21 protein-coding genes and 2 pseudogenes are annotated in these 21,451 nt (G+C 55.6%); 15 read left to right on the forward strand and 8 right to left on the reverse strand.

What is annotated here, in order from left to right; translation table 11 throughout:
- Positions 1-542 precede the first annotated feature (542 nt).
- The 5 genes and pseudogenes from J3P97_RS23570 (at position 543) to J3P97_RS23590 (ending at position 5,018) form a co-directional block, all read left to right on the forward strand.
- A pseudogene (locus tag J3P97_RS23570) lies at positions 543-1,707 on the forward strand (restriction endonuclease).
- 30 nt (positions 1,708-1,737) lie between these two features.
- Entirely contained in the window at positions 1,738-2,241 is a 504-nt protein-coding gene (locus J3P97_RS23575; RefSeq protein ID WP_434672872.1) for a TIR domain-containing protein, read from the forward strand.
- Positions 2,242-2,300: 59 nt separating this feature from the next.
- A complete protein-coding gene (locus J3P97_RS23580; RefSeq protein ID WP_192020415.1) occupies positions 2,301-3,764 on the forward strand; it encodes an SIR2 family protein in 1,464 nt (487 codons plus the stop codon).
- A 23-nt stretch (positions 3,765-3,787) separates the two neighbouring features.
- Positions 3,788-4,339 (forward strand): toll/interleukin-1 receptor domain-containing protein, encoded by a 552-nt coding sequence (locus J3P97_RS23585; RefSeq protein WP_434672873.1) that lies wholly within the window; start codon positions 3,788-3,790, stop codon positions 4,337-4,339.
- 97 nt (positions 4,340-4,436) lie between these two features.
- A complete protein-coding gene (locus J3P97_RS23590) occupies positions 4,437-5,018 on the forward strand; it encodes a hypothetical protein (RefSeq protein WP_192020417.1) in 582 nt (193 codons plus the stop codon).
- 9 nt (positions 5,019-5,027) lie between these two features.
- Here the strand turns inward: J3P97_RS23590 and J3P97_RS23595 are convergent, their stop codons facing one another.
- The 3 genes from J3P97_RS23595 to J3P97_RS23605 form a co-directional block, all read right to left on the reverse strand.
- On the reverse strand, positions 5,028-5,825 hold the full coding sequence (locus J3P97_RS23595) for a hypothetical protein (RefSeq protein WP_192020418.1): 798 nt from the start codon (positions 5,823-5,825) through the stop codon (positions 5,028-5,030).
- Positions 5,826-6,069: 244 nt separating this feature from the next.
- A complete protein-coding gene (locus tag J3P97_RS23600; protein ID WP_192020419.1) occupies positions 6,070-6,420 on the reverse strand; it encodes a hypothetical protein in 351 nt (116 codons plus the stop codon).
- Between the two features lie 145 nt (positions 6,421-6,565).
- Positions 6,566-7,123, reverse strand: coding sequence for a hypothetical protein (locus J3P97_RS23605; RefSeq protein ID WP_423246501.1), 558 nt, complete (start codon positions 7,121-7,123; stop codon positions 6,566-6,568).
- A gap of 450 nt (positions 7,124-7,573) precedes the next feature.
- Between J3P97_RS23605 and J3P97_RS23610 the strand changes: the two genes are divergently transcribed.
- The 6 genes from J3P97_RS23610 to J3P97_RS23635 all read left to right on the forward strand — a co-directional run bounded on the left by J3P97_RS23610 (position 7,574) and on the right by J3P97_RS23635 (position 11,889).
- Positions 7,574-8,308 (forward strand): ABC-three component system protein, encoded by a 735-nt coding sequence (locus tag J3P97_RS23610; protein ID WP_244654024.1) that lies wholly within the window; start codon positions 7,574-7,576, stop codon positions 8,306-8,308.
- Between the two features lie 37 nt (positions 8,309-8,345).
- Positions 8,346-8,516, forward strand: a complete 171-nt coding sequence (locus tag J3P97_RS23615; RefSeq protein WP_406229219.1) for an ABC-three component system middle component 7 — start codon at positions 8,346-8,348, stop codon at positions 8,514-8,516.
- Positions 8,509-10,128, forward strand: a complete 1,620-nt coding sequence (locus J3P97_RS23620) for a DUF2326 domain-containing protein (RefSeq protein ID WP_192020421.1) — start codon at positions 8,509-8,511, stop codon at positions 10,126-10,128. The genes J3P97_RS23615 and J3P97_RS23620 overlap by 8 nt, the downstream gene beginning before the upstream one ends.
- Positions 10,129-10,252: 124 nt before the next feature.
- On the forward strand, positions 10,253-10,942 hold the full coding sequence (locus J3P97_RS23625; RefSeq protein ID WP_192020422.1) for a helix-turn-helix domain-containing protein: 690 nt from the start codon (positions 10,253-10,255) through the stop codon (positions 10,940-10,942).
- Positions 10,943-10,960: 18 nt separating this feature from the next.
- The gene (locus J3P97_RS23630) at positions 10,961-11,599 is read left to right on the forward strand and encodes a hypothetical protein (RefSeq protein ID WP_434672874.1); all 639 of its coding nucleotides are present in this window, start codon (positions 10,961-10,963) and stop codon (positions 11,597-11,599) included.
- A gap of 80 nt (positions 11,600-11,679) precedes the next feature.
- Entirely contained in the window at positions 11,680-11,889 is a 210-nt protein-coding gene (locus tag J3P97_RS23635; RefSeq protein ID WP_434672875.1) for an HNH endonuclease, read from the forward strand.
- Positions 11,890-12,044: 155 nt separating this feature from the next.
- Here the strand turns inward: J3P97_RS23635 and hrpB are convergent, their stop codons facing one another.
- Together hrpB and J3P97_RS23645 are read right to left on the reverse strand one after the other, a co-directional pair.
- On the reverse strand, positions 12,045-14,567 hold the full coding sequence (gene hrpB, locus J3P97_RS23640; RefSeq protein WP_192020424.1) for an ATP-dependent helicase HrpB: 2,523 nt from the start codon (positions 14,565-14,567) through the stop codon (positions 12,045-12,047).
- Between the two features lie 268 nt (positions 14,568-14,835).
- Positions 14,836-15,219 (reverse strand): annotated as a pseudogene (locus J3P97_RS23645) (DEAD/DEAH box helicase); the annotation flags it as partial.
- 95 nt (positions 15,220-15,314) lie between these two features.
- Here J3P97_RS23645 and J3P97_RS23650 point away from each other — a divergent pair.
- Both J3P97_RS23650 and J3P97_RS23655 read left to right on the forward strand, forming a co-directional pair.
- On the forward strand, positions 15,315-15,734 hold the full coding sequence (locus tag J3P97_RS23650; protein ID WP_434571645.1) for a polyribonucleotide nucleotidyltransferase: 420 nt from the start codon (positions 15,315-15,317) through the stop codon (positions 15,732-15,734).
- A 27-nt stretch (positions 15,735-15,761) separates the two neighbouring features.
- Positions 15,762-16,655 carry a cation diffusion facilitator family transporter gene (locus J3P97_RS23655; protein ID WP_434672876.1) on the forward strand — a complete coding sequence of 298 codons (894 nt, stop codon included), beginning with the start codon at positions 15,762-15,764 and terminating at the stop codon, positions 16,653-16,655.
- A gap of 130 nt (positions 16,656-16,785) precedes the next feature.
- On the opposite strand, the gene J3P97_RS23660 is transcribed toward J3P97_RS23655, so the two are convergent.
- A complete protein-coding gene (locus J3P97_RS23660; RefSeq protein ID WP_434672877.1) occupies positions 16,786-17,766 on the reverse strand; it encodes a DUF6515 family protein in 981 nt (326 codons plus the stop codon).
- Positions 17,767-18,180: 414 nt separating this feature from the next.
- On the opposite strand from J3P97_RS23660, the gene J3P97_RS23665 reads away from it, so the two are divergent.
- On the forward strand, positions 18,181-18,660 hold the full coding sequence (locus tag J3P97_RS23665) for an Lrp/AsnC family transcriptional regulator (protein ID WP_305498616.1): 480 nt from the start codon (positions 18,181-18,183) through the stop codon (positions 18,658-18,660).
- Positions 18,661-18,886: 226 nt separating this feature from the next.
- Entirely contained in the window at positions 18,887-19,096 is a 210-nt protein-coding gene (locus J3P97_RS23670) for a DUF2788 domain-containing protein (protein ID WP_305498615.1), read from the forward strand.
- Here J3P97_RS23670 and J3P97_RS23675 read toward each other — a convergent pair.
- Both J3P97_RS23675 and amn read right to left on the reverse strand, forming a co-directional pair.
- Complete coding sequence (locus J3P97_RS23675) at positions 19,091-19,657, reverse strand: pseudouridine synthase (RefSeq protein WP_434674584.1); 567 nt, start codon at positions 19,655-19,657, stop codon at positions 19,091-19,093. The genes J3P97_RS23670 and J3P97_RS23675 overlap by 6 nt on opposite strands.
- A gap of 145 nt (positions 19,658-19,802) precedes the next feature.
- The gene (gene amn / locus J3P97_RS23680) at positions 19,803-21,302 is read right to left on the reverse strand and encodes an AMP nucleosidase (RefSeq protein ID WP_305501175.1); all 1,500 of its coding nucleotides are present in this window, start codon (positions 21,300-21,302) and stop codon (positions 19,803-19,805) included.
- Positions 21,303-21,451: the final 149 nt, after the last annotated feature.

The following is a 21,451-nucleotide window of genomic DNA, read 5'->3' on the forward strand; positions in this document are numbered from 1 at the left end:
GATAATAAGGACGGCTCTCCGTGGAGCATGGCTAAGTCGCATGATTTTTTGTACCGCTTGGCCTCCCAACGCATTCACCCTCTTCGTGCGCTGCGACCGAATAATGCGCCGGAGCCTTAGACAAGCGGAGCGCGCAGGCGTGCGAGATGTCAGCCCGCATTGGCGAGACACGGCTTGCCGTGGCTCGATTCACGGCGGCCCTTCCGCCTAGGCGGCACTCATCACCTAGCGGATGGGATCATCTAGGGGTCGATATCGGTGTTAATGCTCAATGCATACGGAGTGCGCAGTGTAGGCCGAAGGCGGGAGGATGGACGCCCGGCAGGGCCGAGACAGAGCGGGAACAGCGAAGGCTAGGTCTACGACAGCCGTCCCCGACAGGGGCACGCTATTAGCCTATGTGAAAAGCTTTTTGAGATGTCTCATAGGAGTCGTCCGCTAGTTCGGGATCGTCCCAATGGACGCGCTGATAGCATTGAGCTATGTTCGCACGCATAAGCATGCGCGAGGCCGCGCAATGATTCAGGGACGGGATTCGCGCGATGATTTACCAGTGCAATGGATGCAACAGGACTACTTTCGAGACAGCATGCCCATGGTGCATGGGCTCCCAGGTTTCGCCGTCCTCAGAACTCACTCTGCGGCACCTAACCTCGCTGGATCCCTCGTTCTACCCAGATTTCCAGTACAGATCCAAGGGCTTGATCAAGGATTTTCTCGGTAAGAAGAAGGAGCAAGCCCAGCTCAACGACCTTCTAAACAACGTGTTGAGAAAATACGCGGAGCTGAAGCAGCCATATTTCACGAACTTCATTCACACGACTCGTGAAAGAGCCGGTAGCAGCGATGACGCGGGCGTTCCTGGCCCCCGCTTGGACGGTGTGTACAGCGAGAGGGAGCTGTTTAGGGAGGTCTTGATTCGGAAAGGCTTTGACGAGCTTGAAGGGCTTCCATCTTTATTGGACAAACTGCTTCAGACGACTGCGTTTAACTCTGCCTACCTTGGCTTCTCCAGAGAGCTCACACGCCACATCCGAACCGATCTTGCGGACACCTTACGCTTGGATTGAAGAGGCCGGAACGACCTTCAGGTCTGACCTGGCCCTGTTCTACTACTACCTTTGGGAACATGATGTTCTTTTTCCCAATGTCCAATTTAATCCCCAGGCAGCCACCACATCCGGAGTACCACTCCTGCCGCTGCAGGCTTTCCGGAATGGCTTGAGCTTATGTGAGGAAATTTATTTTGACATTCTCGTCGAGCGGCTGGGGTCTCAGCTCGAGCATTTCAATCCGAATCAGTTCATCACCATGTACCTAGTGGATGCCATGGACGGGTTTCAGTTTGAAGCCTTCCTAGTCGAGATCTTCCGAACCATCGGCTACGACGTGAAAGAGACCAAGAAGACGGCTGATCAGGGTGCCGACCTTTTCGTCACCCGGTTCGGTAAGAACATGGTAATCCAGGCCAAGAACTACTCTGGTTCCGTAGGTAATGCAGCGGTGCAGCAAGCCATTTCCGCTAAAGCCTTCTACGGATGCGACGAGGCCATGGTGATTACAAACTCCTACTACACGAAATCCGCCAACGAATTGGCCAGCACGGCGGGTGTGCGGTTGATCGACCGGGATGGGCTTCAGAGTTATCTGGATGATTACAACCAGAAGCTGATTGAGGCTTTCCAAGCCGAGGAAGAAAGCGCCTGACCTTTTCCCTTATCCTAGAAGGAATTATCCATGGCTCGAAATGTGTTCTTCAGTTTCCACTTCGCTAACGACTTCTGGCGCACTCAGCAGGTGCGAAATATTGGCGCTTTGGAAGGGCAAAAGCTCTATACCGCCAATGAATGGGAAGAGGTCAAGAAAAAGGGGGAAGCTGCGATCAGGAAATGGATCGACGACAGCCTGGTCGGAAAATCATGTGTCGTTGCCTTGGTGGGCTCAGAAACCGCTTCTCGGCCCTGGGTGTTGGAGGAGATTGTAAAGGGATGGAACGCAGGAAAAGGCGTTGTCGCTATTCGGATCAACCGTCTTCTAGACAACCACCAGAAAACCTCCGCCGCTGGCTCTAACCCCTTCGATGCAGTCACGCTTAAAAATGGCACAGTGAGCCTATCCAGCTATGCGAAGCTGATGACTCCAGCCGGGAACGACAGCAAAGAGGTTTATGCCTCGATTCAGGCCAATATCGAAAGCTGGATAGAGGACGCCATTACTATCCGAAAAAATTACAAACCTTAAAAACCTCATCATTCTAAAGGTGCGGGTTAGTCTGCTGATCTCGCATCCAAGGGCTCGATATGACCAAAGTGGCCATGAATCGTTTTCTCACTGAATACCCTGACGCGCTCAACGACGGCCTCGGAGCGGTATTTATTGGCGCGGGTGTATCCATGGCCGCAGGCTACCCTTCGTGGTCGGGCTTGCTAAGCGACATTGCGGATGAACTGGAAATCAACTCTAGAAATGTACACGACCTGGCGGCTCTTGCTCAGTGGAGCATCCAAGAGAGCGGTGGTGCCACCCGTGTCCGAAATGTTATTAGGAAAGAGATCGGCCCAGACAAACCAATTCCCGAAACTCTGGATATCCTTGCACGACTGCCTGTAAGGCATATTTGGACGACTAACTATGATCGGTTAGTAGAGCGCGCGTTCGCAGCTATTAGCCGTCCACTTAATCCCATCTCCGCACCAAAAGATCTTGCGCTCAAAACCACTCCTGGCGCAGCTATACTCTACAAAATGCACGGATCGGTGGATCGTCTCGACGATATTGTGATATCCACAGATGACTACGAGCTTTTCCGATCCCGGCGCGGCCAATACCTCCCCCTCTTTCAAGCGCATCTGACCAGCATGTCGATGCTATTCATCGGCATCAGTTTCACCGACCCGAATGTTAGACATGTGCTTTCGCTGATAAGAGAAAGCTTCACTGACTCCCCTCCAGAACACTTTGCCATTGTCAGGGCACCGAAAAGATCCGATTTCAAAACTAAGGACGAGTTCTCAGCCAGGCTTGCTCAACATAATCTTTGGACAAAAGACCTGAAGCGCTACGGTCTGCTTGCCGTGGAGATTGATGACTATGACGAGGTGCCTGCTCTTCTTCGTCAGATCGAAAGACGAGTGGCTGCGCGGAGAGTTTGGGTGAGCGGTAGCTGGCCACTTGAACATGGAGGTGCTAAACCAGCGAATATCTACGCCATAGCTGAGGAAGTAGGCCGCAGGATAGGAGAGACCGATAGATACCTGGTCACAGGTGCTGGTTTGTTGGTCGGTTCTGCATCTCTTTCTGGTTTCCTCGCGGCCCTCCGCAATGGAGGGGGCTGGGATTTGGATCGCCGACTGATCGCCAGACCGTTCCCTCAGCCATTACAGGCAGGAGCTCCCAAGGATAAGGAATGGGCTGCTCTTCGTCAGGAGTTAGCTCGCCAAGCCGGGATAGCGATCTTCATTGGTGGGGCGAAGCTAAGTAATGGTCTTCCCGTACCTGCGGATGGAGTCGAGCGAGAATTCCAATTTGCAAAAGCCGCTGGTGTTTTTGTCCTACCTATCGGTGCAACCGGCGGGACTGCAGAACAGATATCCAACCAGCTTCAAGGTTCAGAGCTTCCCTCGAAGGGCAGCTCTCCGATGCGACCCACCGACAAGGAACTAAAAGCTCTAGCAGACCCGGCAGCTCTAGCTACTGCTGAAGGCCGAGCAGCTCTGGTAAGTTTGGTATTTCAAATCATTGACAGGGTTGCCCGTGTTGGCTGACATCATCATTCTAGGAAGGAAGTATGGCTCGTAATGTCACCACAGCAGAGCTGAGAAACTTCACTGCAAACAGCTCTCAAGCTACCCGCGATCACATATTCAAATCTTTGGCCGCTACGCCTTCTATGAGTACGTTTCTATCGCACTCAAGCAAAGACAAGGAAGTCCTTCCTGGCGCGATACAGGTGCTTCAGAATCATGGCGCCTCTGTGTACATCGACGAAATTGATGCCGAAATGCCACCCTACACGTCCGAGGAGACCGCAGCTCTACTCAAACAACGTATAGCCCAAACAAAAAGGTTCGTGCTCCTTACTACCAAAAACAGCAAAGAGAGCCGCTGGGTGCCTTGGGAACTAGGCATTGCTGATGGAGCGAAAGGGCTTTCAAAGATCGCCATATTCCCAGCCTCGGACACCGCTTATGATGATAGCTGGGTCAGCTGGGAGTACCTAGGGCTGTACCAAAGAGTCGTTTGGGGGTTATTGAACGGACACGCACAAGAGCTTTGGATGGTGCTAGACACCAAGGCAAACACCGCTGTCCCTTTGAGAGACTGGCTATCGGGGTACTGAGTGCACCTGATGGCATGAGACCCCATGTAGGTGTGCCTGGATGGCTCAGTGCATGACTTCTAAGCCCCCCTCAATAGTTGACATTTAAGGACGACACATGAGCCAGACAGACCCGTGGACGGTCACGTACAAGGATTTTCAAGGTTGCACAGAAAGACTGACTGATGAAGTGGATCGGCTGACGAGCCAAACCCGTGCAGCAACGGCAGTGCTCGAAAGTTCAGCTAGGTACACGGAGCACGTTGAAGCTGTCGGTAGGCAGATCGCGCAGCAAATAAAGAACGCCGAAATGGCTTGGTCAAAAGCAGATGAAGTCGCCGTCCACGCAGCGAGACAAGCACATGCCGCAGCCTTCAAGGGTGTTGAGGACTCGATCAAATCCGTCGTCGCCGCTGTAGGTCGCTCAGCTCAACAGAATGAAAATGCTGCCGAGCAAGTGGAACAGTCCGCACGCCAAGCAAGGGGTTCGATCTACTACCTATCAGCAGCTTTTCTCGTTATAGCCGCTCTAGGTGTGTCCGCAGCCTTGTATGCCGGCAATAGAGGGGATTCTGGTCTCGAAGCAGAGGTGAGACTCAGTGCAGCGCGTTTCGATTTGCTATGGGGTAATGCTAAGGCTGACGAGAGAAAAAAGATCGTCGAAATTATCCAGCGCCAGCCAAATGCGATCACTAGGTAGTACCACATGCTACATCTGCATGCCTCGACTCGATCTCTGAAGATGGTCATGCTCCGGCGCTGATTTGGGCTCGTATCCTGGACGTCGGTCATATTCCAGTTCGTCGGGCTTAGCCGCTAGCAGCAAGGCAAGATGATCAAGTCCCCGAAACCTTCCATGTGCATACCGTCCCGGCCTGTTTTCATCACCTGGTACGAAAGCAAACACCATACCCTCGAGGGTTGAAGCGTCGCCTTGAGTACCTCCTGCAATCGCAGCGAGCTCGTTCACATAGGTTTTGAATCGATGGACAGTGCCGCCAACTAAGCGAGCGCCTAGGAAATCATCCAGAAAAGAGGTCGTTGAAAAGTCAGCGACTTTTTTAAGACGAGGTTTTGTGACCATGAACGGGGCGACCTGCAGCGCGTAATGATTCAAGAACTCGTACTCTTCAATAAACCCCTCTTGGCTACCTGAGGTTGGAAGGTAGCTAGTTGCCCCCCAGCAAATGTAGTGAAAGTCCAAGCAGCGCCTTAGCAGGTCATCCCGCACAGCTAGGTGATCAAACAGGGAGCGCCGCAAGGGTTTCTTTGCCTCTGAGCGTATATCCAAAAATGATGCTTTGAACTCCACCAGCGCAAACCGTGCATTGGCCGCGATCAAGTAATCGGCAAATATCTTATCCTGTGATCCCAGAGTTGTGTCAGCATAACCCGCTGAGCTTTTGTCCGGCGCGGTGTTTGAAAATCGCTGACGTAGCGCTGCCGAGAAACGTAAGACGACGTTCTGTTCTAATGCGCGCAATGCCGTCTGATCGTTTTGATGCAATTAGGCTTCCATCCCTTCCTTGACTTTCTGCCGCTTCAAGAGCCATTCCTATAATACGCCAACATCTACAGCTTTACGCTATATGCCGCACTTGTGAAGTGTTTGGTGGCGGATAGCATAAATCAGTCCAGAGATATTGTAGAGATTCATGCCCTCTTCCGGGATATAACCATAACCTTTATCACGAAAAGCCGTAGATTAGGCCACAGCAACTCATGGCAGCGCTCCAGAAGGAGGTTTGCCGTCAGTATCCCAATGTGTCCTTGGTCTGCTTGCAGGTGCCCAGTCGACCTCGTACCTGCCCTGTAAGCATACGTGTCTGCATAGACTGGTAGGCTTTGGTCGAGCCGTACTGCTTCTTCACGATATCGAGCTTGTTTTTCGCTTCGGTCATCTGAGTCACGCAATCATTGATATCCCTCTTCGAGAGAGTCCGCGTGCCCGCCTGATTGGGCGTACCTTGAGGACGATTCTCGTACAGCTTCTGCACCTCGTTCAGGTTTGACAGTGCAGCCGCCTCATCCGCATTGCTCGCTGCCCACACTGCACCACACATCACCATCGCGACCATTCCTGCTACATATTGCTTGATCAATGGAATCTCCTTTTGTCATTGAAGGGCTCTGCCCTAGTGCATGTGCAGTCAACCAGTGGCTAACGGCACACGGTCATTATCCCCCGCCAAGAGGGAATTGAGACATTGGTTTTGTCAGACTCAGGGAAGGCTACCCTTACGGCCATCAGAGCTCTGCATCCCATGCATCCATAGCCTCGCTCAGAGTCGAGTACCACTGGAGCTCACCAAGCTGTAGGGCATTCGCAATTTGCCTGCTGGTATTGCCGTCGACCCAGGTCGGGAGACTCTCTAAGGCTCCTGGGAAAAAATTGGCTGCCGCGACAGAATACCCACCGGTACTCGTAGACTGGAGGCATACGTAGCGCACGGCAGCGCCACTGGGCAACCGACGCCAAGCCACTACCTCGATACAGTCCATGGCGCTCACCGGAGCCTCTACGGTGGGACTCACTAACGGTTCCACCTGGGCATCTTCCGATGCTCTGAATGATCGGCTAGGCGCCTCTGGCCTGTGGACGAGATGCTTCAACTGCTCACGCGAGGCGACTATCTGGTCGCGGAGCTCTTCGGGGTCTATAGACATGCCACCCCGGTCGGTGACCGAAAGGGTCTTCAGGCTGTTCGCTGCCAGGATGAACTCACGTTCTCGAGTTTTCTCTTGCTCGGGGCTGCGGTCGGGGCTGATAACACTCCAAAGCCTTGTGAGCAACTTCAATGACATTCTCCTACCTTGAGGCATTGGACACAGATCCTACGATCATACGACACCATTGAATGAAGACGACTAATCTGTCAGGCCCATTGAGGTCACTATTCCAATGGCTCCCATTTGGCTATACCGAGCATGGTGGCGAAGTGGTATGTTCACCTCCATAAGCAGAAATTAGGCACACGGAATGTGGAAAGATCTAAAACAGGTAGGTTGCGCACACAGCCAATCGTTGTCATCAGACGCAGGCAGATCGCCACTCAAAGGCATCTCATTGCATAGCTGCTCATCTAAAGGCCAGGCCTCCTCACCACCATACGCGGCACGCACGCCCTCACTCCAAACGCTCAGATATGAGCCAAGTAGAATTCTACATGGCAATGAGTGGCACGCAGATAATTTAAGTTTGAAAGGTTGAATATGGCGAATGCACGGGTAAAGTTTCACCCCGAAGAGCATAGTATGCTGTACGGAGAGACAGGAGGAGCGTGTCCTCTTTGTACTCAACCAATTATTTTCAGAAAAGCAGGTTCAAAGAATCCATCTAAAGGATATGAAGTCGCCCATATTTATCCTTTAAACCCTACCGCGCCTCAAGCGCTGGCTTTAACTGGATATATAATTCCCGCAAACATCAATGGACTAGACAACGTTATATGCCTTTGCCCTACTTGCCATAGAAGGTTCGACAAAGACTTCAAGATCGAAGAGTACACTCGGATACGTGCCATCAAGGATGGTTACATCAGGGACGCAAATGCGCGCAAGGCAATCTCGGAGCATACCCTCAGGGAAGAGGTTAAGGAAATACTTGAACTCATCACCAGCATGAAAACTGATGGGGCGCAAGCATTTGACCTTGAACTTGATGCGAAGACCCTTAATGACAAGTTAAGAACAGGAGCAAGCAACTTCCTTAAGCGAAATATTCGCAACGATGTTGTTGACTACTTTGTATCCATAAGAGAAGAGATGCGTCTTTTAGAACAACGCGACCAAGCGTCTGTGAAAATGCTACAAAATCAGGTCAATACATATTTTTGGGAAATGCATAGGCAAAACCCAGAAAACAAAGACGTCGTGTTCCAATACATCGCTCAATGGATTAGCACCAGGACAGGCAAGTCAATCGACTCTTCAAGAATTTTGACGTCTTTCTTTGTGCAGAATTGCGAGGTGTTTGATGTTAGTCCCTAGTAAATTCACAAAGCTTGAAGAGTCAACAATCTTCAAAATGCTTGTTATTCTTGCCGGCAAACAGCCTGGCGAAACCGTAGCTCAAGCTTTGTCTAGGACAAAAGACCACTTTATAGATGCATCAGAATTTCTATCGGCCTTGGATGTATTGTTTTTCCTAGGTTACTTGGATGTAAAGGAAGACTCCGGAGTGATTGAATATGCTTAAGCAAATAAAGTGCGATTTATTCACTCACCAACAAATTGACTTCCAGACTGGCCTCAACGTGATATTAGGCGATGACGAGGCCAAGAACTCCATCGGAAAGTCCTCAGCACTTCTCGCTATCGATTTCGCCATGGGCGGAAGCAGCTTGTTAATAGACAAAGCCGGCGTTATAAAAAAACTCGGACATCACATCTATAGAGTTACTTTCGAGTTCGCAGGAAAACCTGTGTATGTAAGCCGATCAACAGACGAAGCCGAGATTGTCAAAATATGCAATTCAAACCACGTAGTGCTTAATGAAATTTCAGTAGAGGATTACAAGGCACTTCTTAAAAAGCATTACGGCCTAGACGTGCTAGAGAGCCACTTCCGGTCTATCGTTAGCCCATTTTCCAGAATTTGGAATAAAGGCGAATATGATCCAGATTTTCCGCTAGCAAATGCGCAAAAGGAAAAGCTTAGTGCAGCGATAGTCCGGCTCATTGAGCTCTTCGAACGTACAGGAGATGTTTCCGCTGAGCGTGGGGTGCTTCACTCCTTTAAGGAAAAGAAGGATCTGATGCGCAAATCAATGGCCGCGAAAATAATTCCTGGCGTCACAAAAACACAGTACAACTCCAACCTCAAAGTAATAACAAACAATTCGCAAGCCATTGACGAACTCAAAGAAAACTTCGCAGGTGCACTTAGCGCGTATGAGGCTCTGTTCGATGAGCAGCTAAGATCCATCCAGCAGCAAAAAAATGATCTTATTCAAAAGAAAAATCATGTCTCAGCTAGAAGAGAAAAGCTTCAACGTGATATCACTGGCGTTTCTCCAAGACTGACAGCAAATATTGCATTGGTGGCAGAGTTCTTCCCTTCAGCTGATCTTGGACGCCTGCAGCAAGTGGAAGCTTTCCACGAAAAAATTGGGAAGCTGGTATCCAAAGAGCTTAAGAGCGAACTGCATAATCTGGTCACCACAGAGGCCGCGCTTAATAGCGAAATCAACTCACTCGACCAACAGATAAAGCTCGCACTGTCAGCAAAAGGAACACCAACTGATCTTTTCGCCAAGGTTTTTGAGATCAAAGAGGTCACTGATAAAGCCAGGGAAGAAAATCGTTTTTACGATCAAAAAGCATCGATTGAAGAAAGCGAGGCGGCTTCCAAAGCCCGACTAGACGTCATTTATAATGAGATTTTTTTAGACTTAGAATCTTCCATCAATCATAAGCTAAAAAATTTCAATAGTGTAGTTTACGGGCCAGATCGTGGCCCATCACAACTTCGAATAAAAAGTGCTAGCTCGTACAGCTTCACTTGCCCGATGGATACCGGGACGGGTAAGTCCTACGCCGGACTTGTAGGTTTCGACCTCGCGATGCTATCACTTACTCGACTTCCATTTGTAATTCACGACTCCATCATCTACAAAAATATCGAATTGGCCGCCACGGAAAATATTATCCGCATTCTAAACTCAGTAAAAAGAAAGCAAATATTTCTAGCATTTGATGAAGCAAAGAAGTTTAACAAGGAAACACAGCAGACACTGCAAGCCCATAAAGTGTTACAGCTTCACCGCGACCAGCTTCTCTACAAAGCCGACTGGAGGGAAAAAAAGTAATCCCTGCTGCTCGCGAAGGCGCGTGACATAAGGACTGAGCCTGTCGTGTTCGTGTCGTGTTGTACCGCCTTGGCCGCTTCCATACTTGACCCATCACATTAGCCACTGGGGCAGGAGAAACGATATGAGCAGCTTCGATAAAATTGAGACACGCTTACTGAGCAAAGGCGAACTGGGTCAGGTGGTCAGATACCTGCGTGAGATTCGTCAATGGTCACAAGAAACACTTGCGGAGCTTGCCAGGACAACCCCGAGAACTATCCAGCGCGTGGAGGCTGGCTCAGGAGGGAACCCCCACACTTTGAGATCATTGGCCAGCGCCTTCGAGTTTCAAGACATCGACGCATTCACGAAGCCGATGGCGATTCCCACCGAGGAGCAACTGCGCGCTGCTCGTGAGCATTTCGATCAGAAATATGTCATGACGAAAGCATTGAAGCCCGAATCAGGCAGGGGCTTGGCCAAGCTTGCAGCTGAAAGCATCGGCGATTACATCGAGCCCGCCTTCGAGACGTCCAAAGACCAGGCGTTGGCATTCGCGGAGCTGACTGATTACCTAAGGGACTATCGCGACTGCGCCGAGCTTTATTCAAGCACAGCGCGCTTGGAGGTGTTTGAAGAACTCCAAGCCATGATCGAACGCCTTGAAGAACTGGGCGTTACTCTGCGCTATGCAACCTGCTCGGTGATCCAGAACACGACCTCGGGTTCGCGGCATGAAGCGCTCCCAGTTGGAGACGTGCTTTATCTGGTTGGATTCAAAGAAGGTGAAGTGCCAGAGGAATTGGCCCTGCCCCGGAAAATGGGTATTTAGTGAGAGGAGGAGTGTCTTATGGCGCTCGAAGAATGGTGGAGGTCGGACACAGCCAAGGGTTGCTGGACTCGAGGTTTTGAGAATGCGGCAACGCCAAGTGAAGAACTCTTTGTTTGCAAATTTCTCAAGTGCTCTCGACAACATCGAAAAAGCCTTTGGGCTGAGTATCGCGAACCCTACGAGGGTATCCGTCTAATAGCGTTCGAACTCGATCCGACGGTCGCTTCCCCTCACGTGGAGTGCAGAGTGTGGATTTATGAAGGGCAGGATGATTTGTGGGCAAAGTTTTCCCGGAGTGGAGCGCTTGCCCTGATCGGCAGCCACTCGGTTCGTTGGATGGGTGTGCCGCCAAGTCGCACTTGGAAAAGAAAGCTTCAAGAGTCAAATACGGTGGTCAAAGGCATACAGCACTACGCCGAACATCCGATCTTTTCCAAGATGCCAACGCCAGGTGAACCGCTTGTCGTCGAGTCAGAGCTGGAAGAGACGATAGAACTCCTTGCTGAGCAGTTTCTGGCGTGGGTAGACAAGGTTTATCGAGGTCAAGTTGTCAGCGATGCAAGCCACCCTGAGACGACTGAAGCAACAGAACTCGTCGAGCAAACATCGTCGTCCCCGCCCCACACGGGGACGAAGAAGGCGAATGGCAACAGGTGACCGTGACCCGACATGAAAGAAGTCGCGCTAACCGAAAGGCCTGCCTCGACCATTACGGCCCGTCATGCCAGGCCTGTGGAATGAGCTTTGGGGATGTGTACGGTGAACTCGGTACTGACTTTATCCATGTACATCATGAAGTCCCTTTGCATACATTGGGCGGCCCCCAGAATGTTGACCCGGTCAACGACATGAAGCCGCTTTGCCCAAATTGTCATGCCATGGTGCATCGTGCCGACCCGCCTATCCCGGTCATGGAGCTACGTGAGCAGCTAGTTCTCAATGGTTAGCTGCCTACTCTAAGAACCATGCTGCAGAGCAAGCGGAGCGCGCCGGCCCGAAGGGCCAAAGGCGTGAGGATGGAAGCCCTACGGGCCAAGACGCCTCTGGCGGCTTGGTTCACGACAGCCGACCGACAGGGCACGCCCAAAAAGCTGCTCGTACCTCAGGGCTTCCTAGGCTTCGCTCTTGCAGTAGCTTCTGCCACCAATGGGTCTTCAGGCCAAAAATGCTTCGGATATCTACCTTTAAGATCCTTCTTGACCTCCGCATAGGTGCTACGCCAAAAATTGGCTAGATCCTGGGTCACCTGCACAGGCCTGCGGGCTGGCGATAAAAGATGCAGAACCAGCGGTTGCTTGCCGTGGGCTATGCGGGGCGTTTCTGCCATCCCAAACAGCTCCTGCAATCGTACGGCTAGGATAGGTGGCTGTTCGCTGTAGTCGATGCGAATGTTCGACCCTGACGGCACCTGAATCGTCTGGGGTGCTTGAACCTCTAGTTCCTGTGGAAGCGGCCAAGACAGAAGATTTCTGACAATCGATGACAGATCCAGTTGGCTGAAGTGGCTGAGCCTCGAGACTTTGCCCAGGTACGGTGCGAGCCATTCTTCCAGCGTGTCCAGAAGGTTGGTATCGCTGAGGTCAGGCCACTTGCTTTCTGCTTGGCCATTGTGGATATCCAGCTGACGCAGCAGATCGACCCGCGCCTGCCATTGGCGCAGCTCAGGGTTCCAAGGCAGGAGCTCGAGGCCCTTACGCCTCACCAGGCTGACCAAGGCCAACGAACGGGTTTGCTCATCAAGATTCGGCAGGGGTGTCGTCGACAGGATGAGCTGCCCAACCTTCAACTGCCGCTCAGCCTTAAGCACCCCCTCCCTTTCATCCCAATCGACCTCATCGACAGACCTCACGAGGTCATCTAGCTCGTCATCGAAAAGGGCCGGATCGAGGTCACTCGCCAGGTAGATCCGCTCCTCACGCTGGCCTTGCCGGCTACCCAGATCGGCTACCACCAGCCACTCGTGCTTGGTGAGAGCATCGGGCTCTGAGAACACGGCAGCCCGACCGTTGGAGAGACGGTACTCAGATGCACTTGCACGTCTCTGCAGGCCGATTCGATCAGGGTAGGCGAACGCCAGTAGGCATCCTACCCATCTTGGGTGATTGGGCTCGCTGACAGGGCTGGAGGCCTTTCCACGCAGGAGGGATCGGTACTGCCGCGCAGACTGCTTCACACGCTGGAGGGAACCACCACTACGACGTGAATGTTGCTCGCCTGACAAGGCACTCAGCCTGGTTTGAAGGTCGGCACCTGCTCCACGCAGGATGTCCTTTTCACCCAGCAACGCAGCGATGTTGCACGCCAAATCATCCAAGCCCATCGCGTTGCCTTTGGTGAGCATGTGAGCGATTCGTGGATGCGCTGGGAGCTCGCTCATGGCCGAACCGTGTGGTGTAAGCTGTCCAACATCGTCGAGTGCGCCCAGGCGCTTTAGAAGGTCTCTGGCTTGGCCGAATGGGGCTGATGGAGGTTGGTCGAGCCAGGTCATCTCTTCCGGCTTCATCCCCCACCGGGCCAACTGGAGTGACAGGGCTGCTAGATCCGCCTGCAGGATTTCAGGGGTACTGTAGCCAGCCATTTGCTCGTGCTGCGACTCAGACCAAAGGCGATAGCAGATACCTGGTTCCAATCGCCCTGCCCGTCCTGCACGCTGAGTAGCGCTGGCCTTCGAAATACGCTGTGTGTCGAGCCGGGTCATTCCACTGCTAGGATCAAACTTCGGCACTCGCTCAAGGCCACTGTCCACCACGACCCTGACACCTTCGATGGTCAAGCTGGTCTCAGCGATGTTCGTGGCCAGAACGATCTTCCGGGAACCCTTGGGTGCCGGGTCTATAGCAGCACGCTGTGCGTTCAGGTCGAGGTCACCGTACAGAGGGCATACGATCACCTCTGGACGACTGCTCAACTGTTCCTTGAGCACCTCAGCCACCCGCCGAATCTCTGCCTGCCCTGGAAGGAAAACCAGAACGCTTCCCGGCTGTTCGTTGATGGCGGCCAAGCAGGTATCCGTGACCCTCGAATCGATTCGTTCCCCGGGCTGATATGGGCTACCCCAAACCGTAGAGACCGGATACATCCGCCCCTCACTCGTGACAACTGGCGCGTCATTCAGAAGCTTTGAAAGCCGAGCGCCTTCCAGCGTTGCGGACATCAGAAGTAACTTCAGTGGGGGCTCATAACGCAGCAGCTCACGAGCACTCACGCACAAGGCCAGCGCAAGGTCAGAGTCAAGGTTTCGAAGGTGGTACTCATCGAAGATGACCACACCCACACCGTCCAACGCGGGGTCATCCTGGAGACGGCGAGCCAGGATGCCTTCGGTGACCACCTCAATCTGGGTTCGAGGGCCTACCTTACTTTCAAGGCGAATCCGGTAGCCGACAGTTTCACCAACCGTCTCACCCAGTTCACTCGCCAAACGCTCAGCCGCTGCCCTAGCAGCCAAACGGCGAGGCTCAAGCATGATGATCTTCTGGTCACCAAGCCAAGGTTCGTTCAGGAGCGCCAGGGGCACTCGAGTGGTCTTACCCGCACCAGGTGGCGCTTCAAGGATTACTTCGTGGCGGTTGGCCAGGGCCTCTCGTAGGTCTGGCAATACGAGGTCAATAGGTAGAGAAATCATCAAGGCTCCCAAAGCAGGGAAGCAGTATACGCTGGGAGTTTAGTGATGATTTGGACTTGAGAGTGCCAGTCAGGATCAGTGAGCTACCTAATTGAAGACAAGAATAGCGAGGGAAGGAGCAGGAGCAGGAGCAGGAGCAGGAGCAGGAGCAGGAGCATCAAAGCCTTGTGGGCTTTGACTTTTAAGCAAGAGCAAATGCAGGCAACGCCTTGTGGGCGTTGCCTTTAAAGCTTGACAACCAGAAGCCTAAAAGCGAACCAATCAGCAAATCGTGGAATTCATCGAAAATCAACAGTCCCACGCCATCCAGTGCCGGGTCATCCTGTAGGCGACGGGTGAGAATGCCTTCAGTGACCACTTCAATGCGGGTTTTCGGCCCGACCTTGCTGTCGAGGCGAATCCGGTAGCCCACGGTTTCGCCGACCTTTTCCCCCAGTTCGCTGGCCAGGCGCTCGGCCGCCGCCCGTGCCGCCAGGCGCCGGGGTTCGAGCATCAGAATGGTCTGCCCGGCCAGCCATGGCTCGTTCAACAGGGCCAAGGGAACACGGGTGGTCTTACCGGCACCGGGGGGCGCTTCGAGCACCGCTTCGTGGCGCGACGCCAGGGCTTGGCGCAGGGCCGGTAAAACTTCATCAATCGGCAAAGAAATCATGCTGGCTCCAAAACAGAGGGCCGAGTATAACGGCGAACTGTTTAGCGTGGTCTGGACTCCAACCAGCAACGCCCTTACCTGCTCAGGAGATTGTTATGCGTATTCCCTTTCGCGTGATCGGCGGCGTGCTGGTCGCCAGCCTGCTGACCCAGATCAGCGCCTGTGGCTCGATCTTCTACCCCGACCGTCGCGGCCAGATCGAGGGCAAGATCGACCCGGCCATCGCCGCGCTCGACGCCGTCGGCCTGCTGTTCTACATCATCCCCGGCCTGATCGCCTTTGCCGTGGATTTTGCCACCGGCGCGATCTATTTCGAGCCGGGCAGAAGCGTGCAGATCGAACCGGAGAAACTCAAGCCGGCCATCAACGCCGACGGCACGGTCAATAATCAGAAGCTGCAAGCCATCCTGGAGCGCGAGCTGGGCCGCAGCTTCCCGCTGGACGACCCGCGCCTGATCCAGCACAAGGGCAACGTGCAACAACTGGCCACGCTCGGTCTCGTACCCGCCGCGTAAGAGGCGCAGCCCAAGGAAGACCGCGCCATGACCACCAGCGCCGAACATGCTCGCCTGCTACGCCTGGCCACCCGCGCATCGGTGGCCGTGGCGTGCATTCTGATCGTTGCCAAGGCGCTGGCCTGGTGGCTCAGCGGCTCGGTAAGCATGCTTGCCGGCCTGACCGACTCGGCGCTGGACGGCGTCACCTCGTTGCTCAATCTGCTGGCGGTGCATTATGCCCTGCGACCGGCTGATGATGATCATCGCTACGGGCACGGCAAGGCTGAATCACTGGCCGGCATGGCCCAAGCACTCTTCATCGGCGGCAGTGCGGTGCTGATCGCGTTGCAGGCATACGAACGACTCAAGCAGCCGCTGCCGGTCGAGGCGCCCTGGCTCAGCGTCGGCGTGATCGTGTTTTCCCTGGCACTGACCCTGGCTCTGCTGGCGTTGCAGCATCGGGTCGTGCGCGCCACCGGCTCCAACGCCGTGCGCGCCGACTCGCTACACTACCGCTCGGACCTGTTGCTCAACGGCAGCATCCTGGTAGCCCTGGTCCTGGCAGGGTTCGGCTGGTACCAGCTCGATGCCTGGTTCGGCCTGGGCATCGCCGCGTACATCCTCTGGAGCGCAGTGCAGATTGCCCGGGAAAGCTTCGCCGTGCTGATGGATGAAGAGCTGCCGCCGGACGTCAGCCGGCACATGCTCGAACTGGCCTGCGCGGTGCCCGGCGTGGTCGGCGCCCATGACCTGCGCACACGAATCTCCGGCAACCACTGGTTCGTGCAGTTGCACCTGGAATTGCCGGGCGAGCTGACCCTGTCAGTGGCCCACGGCATCAGCGACCAGGCCGCCGATGCGATCCATCGCGCTTATCCGAAGGCCGAGGTGCTGGTGCATGCCGATCCGTTGGAGGTAGTAAAGCGCACCGACGCTTGATGCCGTCACCGTGGCGAGGGAGCTTGCTCCCGCTCGGTTGCGCAGCGACCGCAAGATCTTAGGGCCGCTGCGCAGCCCAGCGGGAGCAAGCTCCCTCGCCACAGGGAGCTGTTTTTTCTATTTCGAGTAATCAGTACGTCATCTGATACCCACGACTGCTCAAGCAATCACCTTGGGCCCGGCGATAGGTCTGCACCACTTCCGGCGCCGGTGGGTAGGTATAGGTGCGCGGGTCGAAACCACTCTGCTGCACCGCCCAGCGATAGCAATCGTAGCCGTCCTGGTTGACCTGCTCGGGCGACTGGCCGTTGGCCGGATAAGCCACCACGTCGAAGCTGTTGCCCTGGGGCTGCGGCTGCGGATTGGCGACCGGCGCCTCGACCACGACGTAATCCCGGGTGTTGGCCTCATAAATGTAATAGGCACCGGCGGCGAGGAAAAACAGCGAGCTGCCGATCCAGACCTCACGGGCATAATCGGGCAGATAGCGGGTACGAATGCCCCGAGGCGGCTGCACCACGACATAACGCGGCCCTTGCGGGCGATACCAGTAGCCACCCGAGTAAAAATAATCCTGGCCGCGATAAGGCACGCGGTAATTCCGATCCGGGAAACGATCGATCACATACCCTGGCCGATATTGCGGCCCCTGCCCCCAACCGTTGCCATGGCCGTCCGGCCGACCGGGCCAGTGCTGATCGGGCCGATTGTCGTGGCCTGGACGCGGCCCGCCGTTCGGATAACCGTCGTTGCGCCGTGGAATGTCGCGGTAGTAGCCCGGTCGCGGCTCCTGGGTCTGGGTCACGCTGTCGGGCCGGCCCTGGATCGGCAGATTGTTGCCCGGTTGCTGTTGCGGCGGGCGGTTGTGTACGTTGGGGTCCTGCGGTGGACGCTCGTAGTGTTGCCCACCTGGAGATTGCGGCTGGACCTCGAACTGTCGGCTGTTATCGCCACGAATGATCTCGTTGCTTTGCGGCCGGGGCTGGCCTGAATAACCCGGGCCATTACCGTTTGGGCCGCCACGGTTCTGCTGATCATCCGCCATTCCCTGCGCACTGACACTTGCCCACAACAGACCAACACCTGCCAAACGCCAGATGCGCGACTTCATGAAATTCCTCACAGCGGTTCGGGGGCCTGAAAATAAGACTGGAAAAGCCCAGGCCGGTTCTGCGACAGGTTATCAGGCGCGGGGTTTATTTCGCAGGCATAAAAAAGGGAGGCCCGTCGGCCTCCCCTTGAGAATCTAGTCCGTGCGCGACGCTTGTGGCATCGGCTCACCTCACGCCGTCTTCTGGACAGTGTGCAGCTCGGGGGTCTGCCAGTACCTATGGGTACTGCGACCGCAGCCGGCCTGATTGGGCGGGCTGCACTGGACTGTTTGTCCGAGCAGTGATCTTGGTGGTAAGCATAGGCCCGAGGCGCCGGCAGATGATTGCTAAGATTGCTTGAATAAACACCACTTGCGCAATTTTTACCCTTGGATGGATAATCTTCCGCAATTAACCGAATAAAGGCCCGCTCAATGAGCAAACTCGACCGTTACGACCTGAGCATCCTGGCGGAATTGCAGCGCGACGCGCGCATCTCGAACCAGGAATTGGCCGAGCGCATCGGCCTGTCGCCCTCCCCCTGCTCGCGGCGGGTCAAGCAATTGGAAGACGACGGCTACATCACCCGCCAGGTTGCCCTGCTCGATCGCAAGATGCTCGGCCTGAGCCTGACGGCCTATGTGCTGATTGGCATGGACCGCCACACCCCCGACCGCTTCGAGACCTTCGAAGCCGCGATCCGCAACCTGCCGCAAGTGCTTGAATGCAGCCTGGTGACCGGCATCGACGCGGATTACCAACTGAAGGTGGTGGTGCCGGATATGGATCATTACCAGAAGCTGCTGCTGGGCCACCTGACCCGGATCGAAGGCGTCACCAGCGTGCGTTCGAGTTTTGTGCTGAACCAGGTGCTCAACAGTACCGAGCTGCCGCTTACCCACCTGCGCAGCTGAGATCTTATGTGGCGAGGGAGCTTGCTCCCGCTGGGTTGCGCAGCGACCCCAAATCTCCACTGGTTTTCGACTGCTGCGCAGTCGAGCGGGAGCAAGCTCCCTCGCCACAAAAAACAGCCCATGATTATCCGGGCTGCGACACACCGCCGCAGCCCGATCCTGCGCCCCGCCGCCATGCCGTATACTCGCCCTGCCTTTTCAACCCCGCCCACGCCGGAGTGCGCCGATGGATCCTGCTGTTTTCGAAGAGTGGATGATGACCGGACTGGTCAGCATCCTGATCATTTTCATGGGGTTCATCGTCTGGGACCTGGCGAAGAAATCCAAGGCCGGGCGTTTCGGCTCGTTCATCCTGTTTTTCGTGCTTGGCCTGGGCGTGGCGGCATTCATCATCAAGAGCGTGGTCATCGGTCTGATCGAATCCGGCTCGTTATAAACGCGCCGGTACCTCTTTCCACTGGCCCTGGTCGAGCCCTTCGATCGTCCAGTCACCGATCCTGACCCGCACCAGGCGCAGGGTCGGCAGGCCCACCGCGGCGGTCATGCGCCGCACCTGGCGGTTGCGCCCTTCACGTATCACCAGTTCCAGCCAACTCGTCGGCACGCTTTTGCGAAAGCGCACCGGTGGATTGCGCGGCCATAATTGCGGTTCGTCCAGCTGACGGGCCTCGGCCGGCAGCGTCATACCGTCGTTCAACTCGACCCCATCACGCAAACGCTGCAGTTGCTCGTCGCTCGGCTCACCCTCGACTTGTACCCAGTACGTCTTGGCCAGTTTGTGCTTGGGATCGGCGATGCGCGCCTGCAACTGGCCGTCATTGGTCAGCAACAGCAGTCCTTCGCTGTCGCGGTCCAGCCGACCGGCCGGGTAGATGCCCGGTACGTCGATGAAATCCTTGAGCGTGGCGCGCCCTTCGCCGTCGCTGAATTGCGTCAGCACGTCAAAAGGCTTGTTGAACAGGATCAGTTTCGCTTCGGCCGGCGGCACCTTGGCCACACGGCGCGGGGTGGAAGCGGGAGGCTTCGCGCCAGGGCGGCGGGAAGCGGGGCGTGGAGGACGGGGCATGGCGGCAAGAATATCCAACGGTCGAGGCCGACATGCTAGTGGCCCGACCGTTAAATAACCACCGTTCAGGACGGCATCAGCGGAACGGCGGCTCGTCGAAGCTGCGCAGTTTGCGCGAGTGCAACGAGTTGAGTTCGTTGCGCAGCAGGTCCAGCGCCGCGATCCCGATCTTGAGGTGCTGGTTGACCGCCCGCTCATAAAACGCGTTGGCCGAGCCCGGCAGCTTGATCTCGCTGTGCAGCGGCTTGTCCGAGACGCACAGCAACGTGCCGTATGGAACCCGCAAGCGGTAACCCTGGGCAGCGATGGTGCCGCTTTCCATGTCCACCGCCACGGCGCGGGACAGGTTGATCAATGGACGCTCCTGGGCCCAGCGCAATTCCCAGTTGCGGTCGTCGTAAGTCAGCACGGTGCCGGTGCGCAGGCGTTTTTTCAGCTCGTCGCCTTTTTCGCCAGTAATGTTCGCCGCCGCCTGCTGCAGCGCCAACTGCACTTCGGCCAGGGCCGGGATCGGGATGTTCGGCGGCACCACGCGGTCGAGGATGCCATCGCGGCGCATGTAGGCGTGGGCCAGGACGTAATCGCCGATCGTCTGGGACTGACGCAGGCCGCCGCAGTGGCCGATCATCAGCCAGCAATGCGGACGCAGCACGGCCAGGTGATCGGTGATGTTCTTGGCATTGGACGGACCAACGCCGATGTTCACCAGGGTCACGCCGTGGCCATCGCTGGCTTGCAAGTGATAGGCCGGCATCTGGTAGCGATGCCAGACCACGCCAGCGGCGATGGCCGAGGCTTCACCGTGATCCATGTTCTTGTCGATGATCACGTTGCCCGGCAGCACCATGCGCACGAAACGCGGATCGCTGCGCAACTGCTCCAGCCCGTGGACGATGAACTGGTCGACATAGCGGTGATAGTTGGTCAGCAGAATCCAGGGCTGCACATGGCGCCAATCGCTGCCGGTGTAATGCACGAGCCGGCGCAGGGAGAAATCCACCCGCGCGGCGTCGAACAGCGCCAGGGGCAGCGGGTCGGTGTTTTCCCAATCGTAGAGGCCATCGGCGATGCCATCGGTGGCGGCCGAGAGATCGGTGCTGGGGAACACCCGCGCCAGCACCGCCGCCGTCACACCGGAACCGGCCAGTTCATCGCCCTGCTCCACCACATACGGGTACGGAATGTTCTGCTCACTGACGCCCACCTCGACGGTGACGGTGAAGTCGTGCATCAGCGGGACAAGCTGCTCGAGCAGGTATTTTCGAAATGCCGCCGGGTGGGTGACGGTGACGCTGTAGGTGCCCGGCAGCTGGACCTTGGCGTAGGCGCGGGTGGTCTGCGGGACTTCGCCATGGCAATGGTAGGTCAGGCGCAGGGCCGGATAGCGGAACAATGCGCGTTGCTCGGCATCCGGCTCGATGCGGTCCTTGAGATAACGCTTGAGCGCCTGGTTCAGCGCAGTGGTCGCACGCTCGTGCAGGGCCGCCAGCCGGTCCACGGCTTGCTCGGCGGTTTGAACGACAATAAACGCTTCGGTCACGATCAGCTTCCTGTGTTCTGACTTGCAGGCCTTCATCTTGCCTGCATCGTAGGCCGACGGGAACAGTGGCGTATTAGTTGCCCTTGCGCGGAGCCTTTTGCGGGAGCGGGCTTGCTCGCGAAAGCGGTGTATCAGCCACCATCGACGCTGAATGTACTGACGCCTTCGCGAGCAGGCTCGCTCCC

The organism is Pseudomonas sp. R1-15, from assembly GCF_051132085.1.
In the GTDB taxonomy this organism is placed as follows: Bacteria; Pseudomonadota; Gammaproteobacteria; order Pseudomonadales; family Pseudomonadaceae; genus Aquipseudomonas.